The following is a 17,865-nucleotide window of genomic DNA, read 5'->3' on the forward strand; positions in this document are numbered from 1 at the left end:
CGCGTAGGGGTCTCACTCATGACCGACGCTAGGGCGACGACCTTCAGAATCCGCATAGTCGCGCCACGGCCGGCCGCCTCGCCCGCGCGCTTCCCGCGCCAGGCTTTCGGCCTCCGCCCTGCCCTGCGTGTCACTAAGAACGTCAAACTCTCCCATAGCGCGTGTAATCGCCTCAACCGCCCCATCCGTCTCATCCAGCTCGAGACGCGCCCGCGCCAGCACGAGCAGGGCACGGCCGGCCCCGCGGCGGTCGCCGTGGCGCTCGAAGGTCGCCACGGCCTCACGCGCGTACGCCTCCGCCGCGCCCGGGACGCCCTCCGACGTGGCGATCCGGGCCAGCAGCAGCAGCGACGCCGCCTCCGGCAGCCGGTCGCCCAGCCGCCGGTTGACGCGCAACCGCCGCTCGGCGCACTCGCGCGCCTCGGCGTGGCGGCGGGCGTCGAGATGCAGCCCGGCCAGGTCACGCAGCGATTCCGCCTCACCGCGCGGGTCCCCCAGCTCCCGGTACGCCGCCAGGGCGCTCTCCAGCACCGCGAGGTCCCGGCGGACGGCGCCCAGCGCGCGCAGCGCGTCGGCCCTGCCACGCCGGTCACCGGCCTCCTCGAACACCCGCAGGCACCCCGCCAGCGCCCGCTCGGCCGCCTCCGGCCGCTGCTCGACCAGGCCCAGCCGCAGGGTGATCCTGGCCAGTTCCAGCCCTTCCACCAGCGGCTGGGCCGCCCTGAGCGCCGCCGCCGCCGACTGCGGCCTGCCCTCGGCCCGATGCAGATCGGCCAGCCCGCGCAGCAGCAGCGCCTCACCCTGCCGGTGACCCACCGCGCGGGCCGCGTCGAGCCCGGTGGCGGTGGTGGCGTGCCAGTCGTCGTGGTGCGCGCCCAGCTCGAACAGCGGGGTCAGGTAGAAGGCCAGCCGCCAGGCCGCCTCGTGCAGGCCCACGTCGTGGAAGTCGCCGACGGTCGCCACCAGGAACCTGCGCTCCGCGCCCAGCCAGCGAGCCTCGGTACGGAGCCTGCCGGTCTCCATGATCTCCTCAGCCGTACGCGCCACCGTCTGACCGGAGCCCGGCTCGGCGGGCAACAGGGCCGTCCTGGCCCGCCTCGTCCGGTCGAGCACCTCCCCGGCGATCTCCGCCAGCACCCGCGCCCGTGCCTCCCGCCCGCTCACCGGACCCCGGCCCCGCCCGGCCCCGTCCTCCCCCTCGGCGCCGGACCGGCCTGCCGGTTCCCCTCCGGAGTCGGCGGCGACGGGGACGGACCGCTCCTCGGCCAGGCGTTCGGCGGCGTAGAGCCTGGTCAGATCGTGCCAGCCATACCTCTCCTGGCCCGCCTCGTCCAGGCCGCGCGACTGCAGCAGACCTGCCTCGGCCAGCGGTTCGAGGTCGGCGCCCAGCACCCACGGCGCGAAGTCGGGCGCGGACAGGGCGCCCAGACTCCGCAGCAGCCGCCGCTGCGGGTCGGCCAGACCCCGGTAGCCCAGCGCCAGGCTGCTGCGCACCGCCAGGTCGCCCGCGCTCAGCTCGTCCAGTCGGCGGCGCTCGTCACCCAGGCGCCCCGCCAGGTGCTCGAGCGTCCAGCCCGGCTTCCTGGCCAGGCGGGAGCCCGCGATGCGCAGGGCCAGCGGCAGGCCGTCGCAGAGCCGTACGATGCGCCGGGCCGCCTCGGGCTCGGCCGCCACCCTGTCCCGGCCCGCCACCCCGGCGAGCATCGCCACGGCCTCGTCCGGATCGAGCACACCCAGCTCGTACGCTCTGGCGGCCTCCAGCCCGGCGAGCGGTGAGCGGCTGGTCACCAGCGTCAGGCTGCCCGGCCCGGTCGGAAGCAGGGGGCGCACCTGCGCCTCGTCCGCGGCGTCGTCGAGGACCAGGAGCAGGGCGCGGGTGGCCGTCAGGCTGCGGTACATCCGGACCCGCTCGTCGAGCGCGGCGGGGACCGCCCCGTCGGGGCAGCCCAGCGACCGCAGCAGATCCTCCAGCACCGCCCCTGGCGGCCGGGCGTCCAGGGAGGCGTAGAGGCGGCCGTCGGGCAGGTCGAGCCGGGTGGCGGCGCGCACCGCGACGGCCGACTTGCCGCAGCCGGGCGGCCCATGGATCACCAGCACCACCGGCGCCAGGCGACCGTCCACCCCGGACCCACCGGATCCGCCCGCCCCCGAACCAACCGCCCCCGAACCAACCGCGCCCGAACCGGAAGCGCGCGTCTGCCTCTGGGCGGCGGTGGTGATCCAGGAGAGGACGTGAGCCCGGCCCGTGAAGTCCGAAATATCGGGCGGCGTCTCATTTATGGGCATCCGCCGCGACGGGGCCGGCGCCGGCTCGCTGGACAGCGCCCGCCGGTGCGCCTCCCGCAGCTCGGCCCCCGGCTCCAGCCCCAGCTCGTCCACGAGCGTCTGCCGCGCCTCCTGGTACGCCTCCAGCGCCTCCGACCGCCGTCCGGCCTGGCACAACGCGTCGAGGAGCCGAGCCCACGCGCGCTCGCGCAACGGGAATGCCGCCACCAGCCCGCGCAGCTCGCCGACCACCTCCCCGCCCCTGCCCAACGACAGGTCCAGCGCGACGCGCTCCTCCAGCGCGGTCAGCCGCAGCTCCTCCAGAGGCACGCCGTGCAACCGCCGCAGCGCGGACGAGTCGACGTCGGCCAGCGCGGCCCCCCGCCACAGGCCGAGCGCCGCCTTGAACCCCGCGGCGGCCTCGGCGACCCGCCCCGCCTCCCGAGCCGTCCTCGCCTGACCCACGAGCCGCTCGAACCGATGGCAGTCGACGTCGCCGGGCCGCACGTCGATCAGGTAGCCGCCGGGCGCGGTCGTGATGCCGCCGACCACCTTGCGCAGCGCGCTGACGTACACCCTGAGCACCGGCTCCGCCGACGCCGGCGGCCGGTCGTCCCAGACCAGGGCCATCAGCCGCTCGATCGGCACCACCCGCCCAGCCGACAGCAGCAGGGCGGCGAGCAGCGCCCGGTGCTTGGCCGGGCCGGGCACCCGCCCGCCCTCGACCTGGAGCGGCCCGAGCACGCCGAACCGTACGCGCTCCACGACTACCCCTTCGCGGGCCGGAGGGCGAACGACTCGAACCGTACGCGCAGCTCGTCCGCGCCGTCGGGCGCCGCGTGCACCCCGGACTCGCCCCGGCCGAGCGGGGTTCCGGGGTCCGTGGCCTCGGCGACGAGCGCCTCGTTCAGCCACATCCGCAGCCTCGCCTTGCCGCCGCTCTGGCCGCACTCGGCGACGACGCGGTCGACGTCCGCCTTCGGCGCCTTCTCGGGGCCGGACAGGATCACGGGGTCCTGCCCCGCGAGGCGCTTGGCGATCGTGATCTGGCCGGCGCCGCTCACCGCGAACTCGTACCTCCCGTCGGCGCCCGCCCCACGGCACCACACCCCGTACGCTCCGGCCCCCTGTTCCAGCCGCGCCTTCGCGCTCACCACCACGACCCCGTCCGGCTCACGTCGCGGCGCCGTCTTCCACAGCCGCCATCCCGGCCTGACGGTCAGCACGTAGCCGGACCCGGCCGGCCGCGCGTCGCCCGCCTCCGAGGTCCCGACCGCCCACCCGTCACCGAAGCCGGCCTCGTACGGCCAGCTCTCCGGCCCGGCCTGCGACAACGCCACGGCACCCGCCACGCCGAGCGCCACCACGACGCCGACCCCCCAGTACCACCACCGCCGGCCTGCCCTCCGGGTCCCGGCCCCACCACCCCGGACGGCGGGGACGCCTCCGCCCGTCTCGGCACCGGACCCCGAAGGCCCGTGTTCCAAGGCGGAATCCGCGACCTCCCGGCCACGCTTCACCTCGTCCGACCCCCCCGCGCCTTCGGGCCGCACGGAAACCTGGGGCCACGCCGGGACCTCCGGCCGACCCGCACCATCCAACCCGACCGGACCATGAGGCCGACCGAGACCATCCAACCCGACCGGACCGTCAGGCCGACCCGCGCCGGACCACGCCGGAGCGTCCGACGCGGGCGGGGCGACGGGACCGGTCCAGGTGTTCTCGACGACCTGGGTGGCCGTGGCGGGGGTGAGCGCGTGGCCGCCGCCGACCAGCGCCTCCAGGAGCCGCTGGGCCGTGGGCCGCAGCTCGGGCCGTTTGGCCAGGGCCCGCTCGACCAGCTCGCGCAGCCCGTGGTCGAGCCCGTCCAGCTCGGGCCCTTCGTTGACGATGCGATACAGCACCTCACCCGGCGCGCCGCCGCCGAACGGCAGCCGGCCCGTGCCGGCGAAGGCGATCACGCCGCCCCAGGCGTAGACGTCGGTGGCCGGGCTGAGCGGCTCACCGCGTACCTGCTCGGGAGCCATGAACGCGGGGGTGCCCAGGATGGACTGGCTGATCTGGCTCTCGTCCACGAGCTGCGCGATGCCGAAGTCGATCACACGCGGCCCGAGGGGTGAGAGCAGGACGTTCGACGGCTTGAGGTCCCGGTGGATCACCCCGGCGCCGTGGATGGCGGTGAGGGCGGTCGCGATGCCCACCGCCAGGGCTTCCAGGTTGGACCCGGACAACGGCCCCTGATCTCGTACGGCCCGCGCCAGGTCGGGACCCTTGACGTATTCGGTGACGAGGTAGGCGACGTCACCGTCGATCCCGGCGTCCAGAACGGGAGCGGTGCAGAACCTGGCCACGCGCCTGGCGGCGGCCACCTCGCGTTCGAAGCGACGCCGGAAGGCGGGGTCGCGGGCCAGCTCGGGATGGATCAGCTTGACCGCGGCCAGGCCACCGGTCGGGGTCGCGGCGAGGTGCACCTCACCCATGCCGCCCCGCCCCAGGACGCGCCGCAGCGCGTACCCGCCGATGACCCGCTCTCCACTCATCGCAGACACATTAGCCAGATCACGATATTTCCGGATGAGCGAGTGGCTTCGTACCGGCCGGACGTCACCACCCGTCGAGATGGAGGACCTCGTCGAGCGGAACGCGCGAAGCGGGCCGGAAGCTGTCGCCCGTGTAGTAGGCGGTGGGGATGAGCGCCCCCTGCCGGACGTCGTCGGGGATGTCGAGCAGCTCCGCCACCTCGCGCTCGTAGGCCAGGTGCAGGGTGGTCCACGCGGTGCCCAGCCCGCGCGCCCGGGCGGCGAGCATGTAACTCCACACCGCCGGCAGCAACGAGCCCCAGAGCCCCGCCTGGTTGCCCTCGGGCAGCCCGCGCGACCCCACCTGGATGCACGGGATCATCAGCACCGGCACCTCGCCCATGTGATCTCCCAGGTACGCCGCGCTCTCGGAGACGCGTCGCTGCACCTCGGCACGGTCCGGGTCGTCCTCGAACAGGGCCGCGGCCGAGCCGCCGGAGCGGTAGTAGACCTCGAACGAGCGGCGGTAGTAGTCGCCGATCTTCGCGCGGATCCCGGGATCGGTGACCACGATCCACTGCCAGCCCTGGCGGTTGCTGCCGCTGGGTGCCTGCAGGGCGATCTCCAGACACTCCCGTACCAGCTCCATCGGAACAGGACGGTTGAGATCAAGACGTTTCCGCACGCTCCGGGTGGTCGTGAGCAGCTCATCAGGGTCAAGCGATGGGTGAGTCATGAGGCGATGATCGCATCCGCGCGCCGGAGAACGGGGGTGGTGTCCTGCATGCGGCTCGCCAGCGGCTCTAAAGACGCTCGCAACCGGCCCGGCGAACCATCAGAAGACCAGACCATCCGCATCCACTCGGCCGCCAGACGAGGACAGGATCATGCGACGCCTTGCGGGGCTCATCACGCCCCTGATCATCGGACTGCTTTCAGCGGGGCTCCTCGCCGCCGGGCCCGCCAACGCCCACACGGCCACCACCCGGACGGCCACCGGCCCTGCCGGCCTGAGCGCCTACTACGGCCAGCGGCTCGCCTGGTCCGCCTGCGGCGGCGGCTTCCAGTGCGCGAAGCTCAAGGTGCCGCTCGACTACGCCAAGCCGGCGGGCGCCGGGATCCAGATCGCGGTCACCCGGCTGCGCGCCCGCGGCGGCAAGCGGCTCGGCTCCCTGCTGGTCAACCCCGGCGGCCCCGGCAGCTCGGGTGTGCAGTTCGCCAGGACCAGCGCCAGAACGGTCTTCCCGGCCCGCATCCGCTCACGCTTCGACATCGTCGGCTTCGATCCCCGTGGCGTGGGCGCCTCCGCGCCGGTCCGCTGCTTCACCAGCGCCCAGTTCGACGCCTACTTCGCACTGGACGGCACCCCCGACACGCGCGCCGAGCGGAAGCGGCTCGACCTGGCGCAGCGCGTGTTCGCGCGGAGCTGCCAGGCCAACTCGGGCAAGCTGCTGCCCCACGTGGGCACCCCCGACGCCGCCCGTGACATGGACGTGCTCAGGGCCGCCCTCGGCGAGTCGCGCCTGACCTACCTCGGCTACTCGTACGGCACCTATCTCGGCGCGACCTACGCCGACCTGTTCCCCACCAAGGTGCGCGCCATGGTGCTGGACGGGGCGATCGACCCGACGAAGTCGTCGGCCGAGCTGGTCTCCGGGCAGGGCGGCGGCTTCGGCGTGGCGTTCACGTCGTTCCTCAAGGACTGCTTCAAGGTGAAGGACTGCCCGTTCAGGACGCACCGGATCGGCCCGTCCGTCAAGCGGGTCGACGCCCTGCTCCGCCGTACGGATCGAGCGCCGCTGCGCAACAACGCGGACGGCCGGCAGGTCAACGAGGCCATCGTCACCAACGGCATCCTCACCTCGCTCTACAGCCAGGAGTCCTGGCCACTGCTGCGCAAGGCGTTCGCCCAGGCGTTCAAGGGGGACGGCGAGATCTTCCTGTGGCTCTCCGACCAGGGCAACAACCGGCGGCCGGACGCCACCTACACCAACGACTTCGAGGCCCGCCTCGCGGTCAACTGCCTCGACCACCCCGCCAAGCGCGCCAGGACCGGCAGGCAGAGCCCGCCCAGCGCCAACCCGTGCGACTACTGGCCGGTCAGGAGCAGGACGGCGCCCAAGGCGCTGCACGCCAGGGGCTCGGGCCCGATCCTGGTGGTCGGCACCGTACGCGACCCGGCCACGCCGTACGCCTGGGCCAGGTCGCTGGCCTCGCAGCTGTCGAAGGGCGTGCTGCTCACCTTCGACGGCGACGGCCACACCGCCTACGGAGGCCCGTCGAGCTGCGTGAACACCGCGGTCGACCGCTACCTGATCACCCGCGTCCCGCCGAAGAAGGGCACCGTCTGCCCCAAGGTCTGACGACCCCGGCGTAGGCACCCGAAAGCGGCGACGGCTGCGACGACGGTTACTGCGCCGTCTGAGCGAGACTCCCCCGACCGATAGCGTGTGATCACACTTACGAGACGGTCGCCACGCGATGGGATGATCACATGACTCGTGACGGATTCGCCTTCCAGAGTGGCGGCTTCACGGATGCGACGATATATCTGGAATCGGCGGCGCAAGATTTGGGCACGCAGCAATACGCGGGAAATCAGGTCTCGCTCGGCATGTTCGCCCTGAGTGCGGCGTGCGAGTGGCCTGCCCGGCACGAGTTCATGAACACCTGGGAGGATGTCAAGCAGGAGTTCCGCCATGGCGCCAACGAGGCCATGGCCATCGCCGACCGGCTGAAGAAGACCGAGGCCGGCTACAACACGGCTGAGAGCACGAACGCGGACACGGTGCTCGCCGCCGTGGCCGAATCCCGGAGGGCGAAGCCCGCCGAGGTTCCCACCTCCTACTGGAACCGAGATCTTGATGGTTTTGAGGTGCCGTCCTTTCCGTCCTTTCCGTGGTCGCCTTTCAGCGGGGCGGCCGTCACGTCGACGAGCTTGATCGCCCGGGCAGGGGTGGCGTGGGAGAAGGAGGCGGCACTGTTTCGTAAGGTCGACCAAGAGCGCGCGTTGCGCCTGTGGCGGCACAGTCCGGACTATGCGCGGGAGCTGTCGAAGATCGCCGAGCGGAGCCAGGCCACGCTGAGGAACCTGACGTACGCGAAGGCGTTCTGCTATACGGCGGCGGCCGCCGGACTCGCCTGGGTCTCCATGGTCGTCCCTTCGGACGAGGACCTCGACCGCGCGATCGCGGGCTGGGACAGCATCGCCTACTACTGCGGAGAGATCTTCGGACACGACACCCGGCTCGTACGGGAGGCCATCGCCGCGTCCTGGGACGGGCTTGCCAAGGACTCCGCCCGCCGAAGGCTGGTCGAGTTCATCGCCGCGGGCAACCATCTGACCGAGAGAACAGGCCGCCTGTCCGCCGCACTGTCCGACACGGTTCGCGACCTGAACCGTATCCACCTCATCGCGCTGACATTCTCCGGCGTCAGCCTGGCCGCCATCGCAGGCGCCGGAATCGCGGCCCGGTTCAACCCCGCCCTGCGCCCCGTCATAGAGTTCCGCGGCACCCGGCTGTCCTCGGTGATCCTGTCCTGCGTGCAATTCATCCCGGTGGCGGCCGCGGGAGCGCTCGCCTGGCATCGGGCGGCCGACGCCAGCCGGCCGACCACCATAGGGGACCGCGAGATCTCCGGGTTCAGGCGTCCCTGAGCCGTACGTGACGAGCCACCCGAGCGGCGGCGGCACCGTCAGGGGCTGACGCCTCCTCCAGAACACGGGACGACAATGCACCCTGAAACAGCGAAAACCGCCCTCTGCCTGCGATGTCTCCGCAGGCAAAGGGCGGTTTTCTCATGTGGAGGTGGCGGGAATCGAACCCGCGTCCTTCAACTCCAAGGCAGGGCTTCTCCGGGCGCAGCCTGCTGTGCTTTTCTCAGCCCCGGCGATCACGCAGGCGTGTCACCGACGGGCTCAGCCACTGTTGGGTTTCCCGAGCTCCCCCGTGGCCGGGTAGCTCGGTTGAGCCTTCTAACGATGCCAGACACCGGGCCGAAGGCACTCCCGGGCTGACAGTGGTTTCGCTACTTAGGCAGCGAGGGCCAGGGAACCCTGGCCGACCACAGTGCGCTTAGAATTGGCACTTGTTGTTTGCGGTCACAGGATTAACGAGGTTATGTCCGCAGTCCTCGGCCCGCTTCACCTGACTTGCAAAGTCAAAGTCGAAGCCAGTCACCCCCTGTGCAGTTGTCAACACGGTTCCGAAGAACCGAGCAACATGACGATACCCCGGTTAACGCCTGAGATGCCAACTTGATTCCCGACATGGCAGAACCCCCGGGAGCGCGGCGCGAGGCACGCGCTCCCGGGGGCCGACCGGCAGGGTCGAGCCGGTCCGGACGGCAGGACTTCCCCCGAGATGAAGTCCTGGCTCATCGCGGCGACCGGGTCCGCAACCCCCCGAGCGGGCCCGGTCACTGTGTAAGACGCCCGCGCCACCCGGATCGGTTGCTCAGCGTGACGACGATTTCACGAAGGGTCGTGCAGTGTCGCGAAGAAGTCGCCGGCCACGGCAGCGGGATCGTGGTTGCGGGCCAGGACGGCGATCGCGACATCGCCCTGCCACCCGACGAACCACGCCTGCCTGCTGCCCTCGTCGCCGGCCGGAGCGGCCACCCCGTAGACCCGGCCGCTGCCGGTCTGCGCGGGGGTGCCGACGGCCCCGGCGCGCATCATCGCGGTCAGCGCGGTGCGCACCTTGGGGTCGAGCGCGACCGGCTGGGGCGGCGGCTCGGGGACGATCTCTGCGGTCGGGTCGGGCGAGCTCGGTTCGGTCACCAGCACGGGCGGGCGCCAGGTGCCGGACGCGACGGCGGCCGCGACCAGCGCCATCGACAGCGGGCTCACCTGGACGGTCTGGCCGGAGATCGCCTTGGCCTTGTCGGCGTCGCTGTCGAGCTTGGGCAGCGAGCCGCTGAACGACTGGAGCGGCAACTGCCAGGACTGCCCGATGCCGAACGCCTTGGCGCTCTTGGCCAGCGCCGCCGCGTCGACCCGGCGCGCGAGCGAGGCCAGCGCGGTGACGCAGCCCTTGGCGAAGTTCTCCTGGAAGGTGGGCGACGGGCCGCCCACCTGGCCCGCCTCGGCGAACCTGGCGCCGCCCACGGTGCGCTCGGCCGGGCAGGCCAGCCGCTGCGTGGGCTTGACCCCGGCCTTGATCAACGCGTCGGAGGCGACGATGGAGAAGGTGGTGCCGGCAGGGTACTTGCCCGCCAGCCCGTCGTCCTCCTCGTCCAGGCCCTTGGCCGCCACGGCGCGGATCTCGCCGTTGGACCGGTCGACCGCCACCAGGGCGCTGACCTCGGCCTGGTCGACCGCTGACTCGGCGGCGGCCTGGATCGCGCGGTCGATCGTGGTCTTGACCGAGAGGTTCTCGCGTCCGGGCCACTCCTGCAGCAGGGCCGACTCCTTGCCGGTCCGCAGATCAAGGGTGATCACCCTGGTCCGCGTGGACCCGGTCAGGTAGTCCTGGTAGGCCTGCTGGAGCCCGCTCTGCCCGACGGAGTCGCCGGCGCGCTGCGGGCCGCCGAGCTTCTGCTCGGTCTCCGGGGTGAGGGCGCTCACCTTGCCGACGATCTCCATCGGCGCGTCGGGAGCGAAAAGCTGCTCCTGGCGCTGGGTGGTGATCTCACTGATGGTGTCGAGCTTCGGTTTCATCGCGAGGTAGCGCGTGCGCCCGAACGTGGCCAGCTCCACGAACTTACTGGGCGGCGACGACCGGATCCGGCTCAGCAGACGGTCCTGGGCGAACCCGGTGATCGCCGAGAGTCGCCTGACCACCTCTTCGTCCTTGTCGCCGAGCTGCGACGGGATGACGCCTGCCACGTAGAGGAACTGGGGGCGCTGCAGCGAGGCGCCGTTTCGGTCGACCACCGGCTGGCGCCGCGTGGGCTTGGTGTCGACGGCGAACCGCTGGCCCTCCTTCAGCTGCGGATGCAGCACCGAGGGCGACCAGCGCACCTTCCACCTGCCATCGACCAGGTGCAGCGGGAGCACCGAGTCGAAGACCCAGAGCGGGTTGTTCTCGCCGAGGTCGACCTCGGCGCTGAAGTCGGCCCGTGACTCATCGCCGTCGATGCTCACGCTCTTGATCTTGAAGCGGAACGACGCCGCGTCGAGCTCCAGCTTGGCGTTGGCCAGTGCCTTGCGCACCGCCGCCCGCTCGCCGTCGGTGCGGCCGGCGGCCAGGTCGTAGTCCTCGGACTGCCAGCCCACGAGGAAGTCGCGCACCGCGTCGTGCGGCGACGACTCGTCGAAGCACCCGGTCAGAGTGGTGCACGCGAGCGCCAGCGTGACGGTCGCGCTGAGAGTACGGCGAGCTCGGCTCATCGGCTACGGTGCCGCAGCGCCCGGGCCATCTCCCGCTTGGCCTGCTGCTCGGCCAGTGTCTGCCGTTTGTCCCAGTCTTTCTTGCCTCGGGCGATGCCGATCTCGACCTTGGCCCTGCCGTCCTTGAAGTAGAGCAGGAGCGGGATGATCGTCAGCCCGCCCTCCTTGGTCTTGGCGGCCAGCTTGTCGATCTCCTTCTTGTGCAGGAGAAGCTTGCGCTTGCGCCGGGCGGCGTGGTTGGTCCACGTCCCCTGGGTGTATTCGGGGATGTGGACGTTGAGCAGCCACGCTTCGCCACCCTCGATGGTGGCGTAGCCGTCGGCGAGCGAGGCCCGGCCCTCACGCAGGGACTTGACCTCAGTGCCCTGCAGCACCAGACCCGCCTCGAAGGTGTCCTCGACGTGGTAGTCGTGCCGGGCACGCTTGTTCTGGGCGATGACTTTCCGCCCGGTCTCACGTGGCATGACTCGACCTTACCGGCGTTCCGCTAGACCCTGAGGTAACGGCGAAGCGTGATAAAGGACGCGAGCACACAGATCACGACGCCGATCCCCAAAGTGCCCATGATGACCGTGGCAACGGAGTCCCAGCCCAGCTGGCTGCCGATCGCGAGGTAGCGGGCCACCTCCTCGAAGATGAGCACCTTCGCCATGATCAGGAAGACCGCGGCCACCACGCCGCCGATCAGGCCGGCGATCATGCCCTCCATCACGAAGGGCAGCTGGATGTAGAGGTTGGACGCCCCCACCAGCCGCATGATGCCGGTCTCGCGGCGCCGGTTGTAGGCCGACAGCCGGACGGTGTTGCCGATCAGCAGCGCCGCGGCCAAAACCAGGACACCCGCCACCACCAGGGCGGCCCAGCGGAGCGTGTCGAGCATGCTGAAGAAGTTGCCGATCAGGTCCTTCTGGTTGGTCACCTGCGAGACGCCGGGCTTGCCCTCCACCGCCGCGACCACCGGCTGGTAGTTGTCGGGGTCGGACAGCTTGACCCGGAACGACGTCGGCATGTCCTCGACCTTGGTGGCGTCGACGAGCGCCTTGTTGGAGGCGTAGGACTGCTGGAAGTTCTTGTACGCCTGGGCCTGGTCCTCGTAGAAGACCTCCTTGACCCCGGGGGTCTGCTGGATCTGGGCCTGGAGGGCCTTGGTCTGCTCGGCGGTGATCGCCTTGCCCTTGCAGGCAGGGATGGCGGAACCCTTGTTGCACAAGAAGACCGAGACCTCGACCTTGTCGTACCAGAAGTCCTTCATCATCGAGACCTGAGTGTTGATCATCAGGCCGACGCCGAGCATCGCCATGCCGACCGCCACGGTGATGATCACCGCGATCGTCATGGTCAGGTTGCGCCGGAGGCCGATCCAGACCTCGGAGAAGATGAAATTCGCCCGCATTTCTGCCTGCTACTCCTGTCAGTACGCCTGGCCGTAAACGCCACGCGACTGGTCACGGACGATCTTGCCGTCCTCCAGCTCCACGACGCGCTTGCGCATGGAGTCGACGATGGCCGCGTCGTGCGTGGCCATGACGACCGTGGTGCCAGTCCTGTTGATCCGGTCGAGCACCTTCATGATGCCGATGCTCGTCGCGGGGTCGATGTTGCCCGTCGGCTCGTCGGCCAACAGGATCATCGGCCGGTTGACGAACGCGCGGGCCATGGCGACGCGCTGCTGCTCGCCGCCGGACAGCTCGTCGGGCATCCGGTGGGCCTTGCCTTCCAGGCCGACCAGCTCGATGACCTCGGGCACCACCTTGCGGATGAACCGCCGCGGCTTTCCGATGACCTCGAGCGCGAACGCCACGTTCTCGTAGACGTTCTTGTTCGGGAGCAGCCTGAAGTCCTGGAACACGCAGCCGATGCGGCGGCGCAGGTGAGGCACCTTGAAGTTGGAGAGGCGGGCCAGGTCCTTGCCGGCGACGTGGATCGCACCGGAGTTGGGCCGCTCCTCCTTGAGGATCAGGCGCAGGAAAGTGGACTTCCCTGACCCCGAAGAGCCGACGAGGAACACGAACTCGCCCTTGTCCACGTCGACGGAGACGTGGTCGAGCGCGGGCCGGTTCTGGTTCGTGTAGACCTTGGTGACATTATCGAAATGGATCACGAGAGCATCACGGCATGCCAGTCTAGAGGTCGAGACGGAAGCGAGGGTGGCACATGCCCACTTCCCGCCGCTCGCCCATCGGGGACGTCTCTCTTTACCAAAGATCGACGTTCCGATTGGCCAGAGGACAGTCTAGGGGGAAGACTGGCATGGAACGTCCATAACGGAAACAAAACGATTGTGCGGCTAGACTTGGGGCTGACATGAGTTGCGAACACCTCGTATGCGCGCAGTGTGCCCACCCGGTCATCGAGGGCCGCTGCGCCCTCTGCCGAGCCAATCGTGAGCGGATGCACCACCACGGATTCGGCGGGCTGTCACCCGCGCTGATCATCCTGCTGCTGGTCGTCCTGCTCTTCCTGACCCTGGCGCTCAAGCACCTGAGCGGTCTCTGACCTTCAGGCGGTCTCCGACTCCTCAGGCGGTCTCCGACTCCTGGCGGCGCATCCAGCGGATCTCCGACTCGATGAAGTCGTCGATGTCGCCGTCGAGGACGGCCGTCGGGTTGCCCGCCTCCGTGCCCGTGCGCAGGTCCTTCACGATCTGGTAGGGGTGCAGCACGTAGTTGCGGATCTGCGTGCCCCATGACGTGGTGCTGGCGCCGCGCAGCTCCGACATCTTCTCGGCCTCCTCCTGGCGCTTGCGCTCCAGCAGCTTGGCCTGCAGCACGTTCATCGCCGAGGCGCGGTTCTGCAACTGCGAGCGCTCGTTCTGGCAGGAGACCACGATGTTGGTCGGCAGGTGGGTGATGCGCACCGCCGAGTCGGTCGTGTTGACGCCCTGGCCGCCGGGGCCGGACGAACGGTAGACGTCGACGCGGATCTCGTCCTCGTTGATGTCGATGTGGTCGGTCTGCTCGACGACCGGCACCACGTCGACGCCCGCGAACGAGGTCTGGCGGCGGCCCTGGTTGTCGAACGGGCTGATGCGGACCAGCCGGTGGGTGCCGTGCTCGCCGCGGAGCGTGCCGTAGGCGTAGGGGGCCTTGATCGTGAAGGTGGCCGACTTGATGCCGGCCTCCTCGGCGTAGGAGGTGTCGTAGACCTCGGTGGAGTAGCCCTTGCGCTCGGCCCAGCGGAGATACATCCGCAGCAGCATCTCGGCCCAGTCGGCGGCGTCGACCCCGCCGGCCTGGGAGTTGATCGTCAGCAGCGCCTCGCGGGAGTCGTACTCGCCGGACAGCAGGGTGCGGACCTCGAGCGCGCCGATGTCGGAACGGAGCGAGGAGAGCTCCTTGTCGGCCTCGGCCTTGGTGTCGTCGTCGCCCTCCTCGGCCGCGAGCTCGTAGAGGACGCCGAGGTCGTCGAGCCGGCGGACCAGGCCGTCGACCCTGTTGAGCTCGCCCTGGAGGTGGGACAGCTTGCTGGTGACCTTCTGGGCCTGGTCGGGGTCGTCCCACAGATCGGGGGCGGCAACCTGCTGCTCCAGCTCTTCGATCTGCTTGCGCATCGCGTCGAGGTCGAGCACGTCCTGGATGCTCCGGAGGGTGCCCGCGAGCTCGTTGATCTCTTCTGCCGGATCGATGACTGCCACGTCTCCCAAGAGTACGCGACCCTCGCCCGCCCGAATAACATGGCGAGGTGCGTACACAAGGTCGGCGGAAGGCGCTGGCGCTCGCCGCCGTCCTGCTGGCCGGGGCGACCGCCTGCTCCGCCTCCTCGCCGCCCGCTCCTTCCGAGGCGGCGGCGACGACGGCCGCGAGCGGGCCCGCCACGCCCGCGCCGCAGCCCCCCGCCGTCACGCGGGCCCAGGCCGCCGAGGCCTTCGCCACCTTCGTCGCCACCGACGACCTGCTGCGGGCCGGCGGCGACCTGCGGCTGGCCCTGGAGATCAACCGTGACGCCGAGGCCAAGCTGACCGAGGCCGCCTTCAAGTCCACCGGCAACAAGCCGCCCCGCTACCGGTGGGGGTCTCCGACCTTCTACGTGCCGCGGTTCGGCGCGGGTGAGGCCTCCCCCTGGTTCACCGTGCTGGTCACCCGCGACGACCGGCCCGCGCTGCTGACCTTCGCCAAGTCCGGCGACTGGCGGCTCAGCTCGGCGACGCGGCTGCTGCCGGGGCAGAAGGCTCCGGTGATCGCGCTCGACGCCGAGGGCTACGCGGCCGCGGTGGCCCCTGGCGACAGGAGCGTCACGATCAGCCCTCAGTACATGGGGCCGCTGCACGCCACCGTGGCGGAGACCGGGGCCACCGGCGCGGCGGGCCTGATCGCCTCGGGCCCCTACACCACGGACCTCGCCGAGGAGATCACCGTGGAGCGCGACCGGGCCAAGGCCGACGGGTTCAGCTACGACTCGATCTTTAGCGGCAACGACTATCCCGTCTACGCCCTGCGCACCGAGGGCGGCGGGGCGCTGATCCAGTATTCCCTGTCGCGCAACACCACCACGACCACCAAGACGGCCGAGGACGACTACATCCCGGTGCCCGAAAACGCCCGGTGGGCGGTCGACGCCCACGTGGTGCGGCGCACGCTCAGGCTCACCGAGACCCACCAGTACGCCACCTCCGTGCCCCCCTCGTCGGCCCCGGCCGCCGCGCGGGTCATCGCCCACGACGGCACCCTGACCCGCGCCTCCGGGGAATGACCGGCCCGCGGTTCACGCGCGGTCGTCGGCGCCGGCCAGCCACCGCGAGTTGCGCACCGCCATGACGTGGATCTCCTCGTCGGTGAATCCCGCGGCGAGCAGGCGGTCGGCGAGCAGCGCCAGGCCGTCCTCCACCGGCGGGTTGAACGGCTGGCCGAGGTCGCTGGACAGGACGGAGTGCCGGGGACCGACGGCGCGGATGGTGCGCAGCCAGGTCTCCCAGCTGATCTTGCCGGTGTGCGGGGTGGTGAAGCAGCGTTCGAGCAGCGCGCCCTTGGCGGCCAGCCGGCGCTGCCGCTCCGGCTCCATCCGCTGCGAGGTGAACTCAGGGTGCGTGATCACCATCCGGCGCACCCCCTCCTCGACGGCGGCGTCGACCACGGCCTCGCTCTCCGCCGAGCTGACGTGGCCGGTGGCCAGGGTCAGGTCGTGCCTGGCGATCACCCGGAGCACCTGCCGGGTGTGGTCGAGCACGCCGCCGTCCGGGCCCATGACGTCGACCGGGTCGGCCGCCAGCCCATCGGCCCGCAGCTCCTCCTGGAGCCGCGCCCACATCGGGGGCCGGGCTCCTTCGGGGTCGTGGGCGGTGCACTCCCGCTGGTTGGCGCTGTCGACGGTCGGCAGCCAGACGACGCGAGCGCCGCTCCGGGCGGCCAACTCCACCGCGACCGGGTTCATGCCGCCGACCGATCCGTTCAGGGTGATCGCGCCGACCGCGTCGAAGCCGGGCACGGCGGCGCGCACCACCGCGGCCCGCTCGGCCGTCGGTACGTAGTGGGACTTGAGCACGAACCCGGCCAGACCGGTCTCGGCGAACCGGGGGGCCAGGGACAGGTCGTCGATGCGCCGGCGCATCACGTCGGGCGCGACGTGGATGTGGATGTCGTACGCGCCCGCCACGAGCTCGCGAGCCCGCCGGGAAGGCGCCGAGTCGGCCATGCCCACCTCTGAAGTGTCGACATAAAACAGCATTGCAGTGTCAACAAGCCCGGCCGCCGGCGTCAAGCCCCGAGGATCACCCGCCCAATTCGCCTCGCCGTCTCGACTCACGGCGGACCGCCTCCTCTGGCGGCAAACGTCAGCGATATCGTCACCAATCCGGTGAAACATCCCCGTAGCCGCAGCCGGCCAAGGGGATCGGACCTTGACTTCCTTCCCAGGGCTGAAGCCCAGGGTCTCCAGCGAAGGAAATCCACGATGAGTCTCGAAGTGAACGGCCGCCCTCGCGTCGCGGTGCTCGGCCTGGGCGAGGCGGGCAGCGCCATCGCGATCGACCTCGTGGCCGCCGGCGCCTCGGTACGCGGGTACGACCCGGCCGTGCCGGCGCCCCTGGGCGTGATCGAGGCAGCCGGCGAGGCGGAGGCCGCGCGCGGGAGCGACCTGGTCCTGAGCGTCAACAGCTCCGCAGCGTCGGCCGGCGCCCTGCGCGCGGGCCTCGACGGCTGCGCCCCCGGCACCCTGTGGGCCGATCTCAACACCGCGTCCCCGCAGGTCAAGCGGGAGCTGGACGGCATCGCCACCGAGCGGGGCATCGGCTTCGCCGACGTCTCCCTGATGACTCCCGTGCCGGGACGCGGGCTGCGCACCCCGATGCTCGTCTCCGGCTCCGGCGCGCGGCGCTACGCCGGGCTGCTCACCCCGCTCGGCGCCCTGGTCGACGTGCTCGACGGTCCCGCCGGGCTGGCGGCCGAGCGCAAGCTGCTGCGCAGCGTGTTCTTCAAGGGCCTGGCCGCCGCGGTGATCGAGGCACTGGCCGCGGCGCGCGCCGCCGGCTGCGAGGACTGGCTCCGCGACAACATCGCCGACGAGCTGACCCGGGCCGACGCCGGCACCGTGCGCCGGCTGGTGGAGGGCACCCATCGCCATGCCGTGCGCCGCACCGCCGAGATGCGGGCCGCCGCCGACATGCTCGACGACCTGGGGGTCGCCCCGTTGATCAGCCGGGCCACCCAGGATCTGCTGTCCCGGATCGACGCGCGGCGGTGACCTGTGGGGGTCACCGCCGCGCGCCTCGCCGTACCGGACGAGGTGTCAGGCCTCCGTGTGGGGAGGCAGCGT

Annotated in this window: 13 protein-coding genes and 1 other RNA gene; 4 read left to right on the plus strand and 10 right to left on the minus strand. The window is 71.0% G+C overall.

Going from position 1 to position 17,865, the window contains the following annotated elements; all coding sequences use genetic code 11:
• Positions 1-12: 12 nt before the first annotated feature.
• The 3 genes from IEY82_RS15330 to IEY82_RS15340 form a co-directional block, all read right to left on the minus strand.
• Entirely contained in the window at positions 13-3,030 is a 3,018-nt protein-coding gene (locus IEY82_RS15330) for an AfsR/SARP family transcriptional regulator (RefSeq protein ID WP_189124773.1), read from the minus strand.
• 2 nt (positions 3,031-3,032) lie between these two features.
• Positions 3,033-4,805 carry a serine/threonine-protein kinase gene (locus tag IEY82_RS15335; protein ID WP_189124774.1) on the minus strand — a complete coding sequence of 591 codons (1,773 nt, stop codon included), beginning with the start codon at positions 4,803-4,805 and terminating at the stop codon, positions 3,033-3,035.
• A 64-nt stretch (positions 4,806-4,869) separates the two neighbouring features.
• A complete protein-coding gene (locus IEY82_RS15340) occupies positions 4,870-5,520 on the minus strand; it encodes a nitroreductase family protein (RefSeq protein WP_189124775.1) in 651 nt (216 codons plus the stop codon).
• Between the two features lie 151 nt (positions 5,521-5,671).
• Here IEY82_RS15340 and IEY82_RS15345 point away from each other — a divergent pair, with 151 nt between their 5' ends.
• Positions 5,672-7,147, plus strand: coding sequence for an alpha/beta hydrolase (locus tag IEY82_RS15345; RefSeq protein ID WP_189124776.1), 1,476 nt, complete (start codon positions 5,672-5,674; stop codon positions 7,145-7,147).
• Between the two features lie 131 nt (positions 7,148-7,278).
• The gene (locus IEY82_RS15350; protein WP_189124777.1) at positions 7,279-8,442 is read left to right on the plus strand and encodes a hypothetical protein; all 1,164 of its coding nucleotides are present in this window, start codon (positions 7,279-7,281) and stop codon (positions 8,440-8,442) included.
• Between the two features lie 143 nt (positions 8,443-8,585).
• Here the strand turns inward: IEY82_RS15350 and ssrA are convergent.
• The 6 genes from ssrA to prfB all read right to left on the minus strand — a co-directional run bounded on the left by ssrA (position 8,586) and on the right by prfB (position 14,752).
• Positions 8,586-8,969, minus strand: a transfer-messenger RNA (tmRNA) gene (gene ssrA, locus IEY82_RS15355).
• Between the two features lie 289 nt (positions 8,970-9,258).
• Positions 9,259-11,118 (minus strand): penicillin-binding transpeptidase domain-containing protein, encoded by a 1,860-nt coding sequence (locus IEY82_RS15360; protein WP_189124778.1) that lies wholly within the window; start codon positions 11,116-11,118, stop codon positions 9,259-9,261.
• Positions 11,115-11,582 carry an SsrA-binding protein SmpB gene (gene smpB / locus IEY82_RS15365; protein ID WP_189124779.1) on the minus strand — a complete coding sequence of 156 codons (468 nt, stop codon included), beginning with the start codon at positions 11,580-11,582 and terminating at the stop codon, positions 11,115-11,117. Before smpB ends, IEY82_RS15360 begins: the two co-directional genes overlap by 4 nt.
• 23 nt (positions 11,583-11,605) lie before the next feature.
• Positions 11,606-12,511, minus strand: a complete 906-nt coding sequence (gene ftsX / locus IEY82_RS15370; RefSeq protein ID WP_189124780.1) for a permease-like cell division protein FtsX — start codon at positions 12,509-12,511, stop codon at positions 11,606-11,608.
• An 18-nt stretch (positions 12,512-12,529) separates the two neighbouring features.
• Entirely contained in the window at positions 12,530-13,219 is a 690-nt protein-coding gene (gene ftsE / locus IEY82_RS15375; RefSeq protein WP_189124781.1) for a cell division ATP-binding protein FtsE, read from the minus strand.
• Positions 13,220-13,636: 417 nt separating this feature from the next.
• Positions 13,637-14,752 (minus strand): peptide chain release factor 2, encoded by a 1,116-nt coding sequence (gene prfB / locus IEY82_RS15385; protein ID WP_189124783.1) that lies wholly within the window; start codon positions 14,750-14,752, stop codon positions 13,637-13,639.
• Positions 14,753-14,799: 47 nt separating this feature from the next.
• Between prfB and IEY82_RS15390 the strand changes: the two genes are divergently transcribed.
• Positions 14,800-15,807, plus strand: coding sequence for a DUF8094 domain-containing protein (locus IEY82_RS15390; protein WP_189124784.1), 1,008 nt, complete (start codon positions 14,800-14,802; stop codon positions 15,805-15,807).
• A gap of 12 nt (positions 15,808-15,819) precedes the next feature.
• Here IEY82_RS15390 and IEY82_RS15395 read toward each other — a convergent pair whose 3' ends face one another.
• Positions 15,820-16,746, minus strand: coding sequence for a DUF6282 family protein (locus IEY82_RS15395; protein WP_189124785.1), 927 nt, complete (start codon positions 16,744-16,746; stop codon positions 15,820-15,822).
• 258 nt (positions 16,747-17,004) lie between these two features.
• Here IEY82_RS15395 and IEY82_RS15400 point away from each other — a divergent pair, with 258 nt between their 5' ends.
• Positions 17,005-17,793, plus strand: coding sequence for an NAD(P)-dependent oxidoreductase (locus tag IEY82_RS15400; protein WP_189124786.1), 789 nt, complete (start codon positions 17,005-17,007; stop codon positions 17,791-17,793).
• The last annotated feature ends 72 nt before the right edge of the window (positions 17,794-17,865 follow it).

This window comes from Nonomuraea cavernae, from assembly GCF_014646355.1.
GTDB classification, from domain to species: Bacteria; Actinomycetota; Actinomycetes; order Streptosporangiales; family Streptosporangiaceae; genus Nonomuraea; species Nonomuraea cavernae.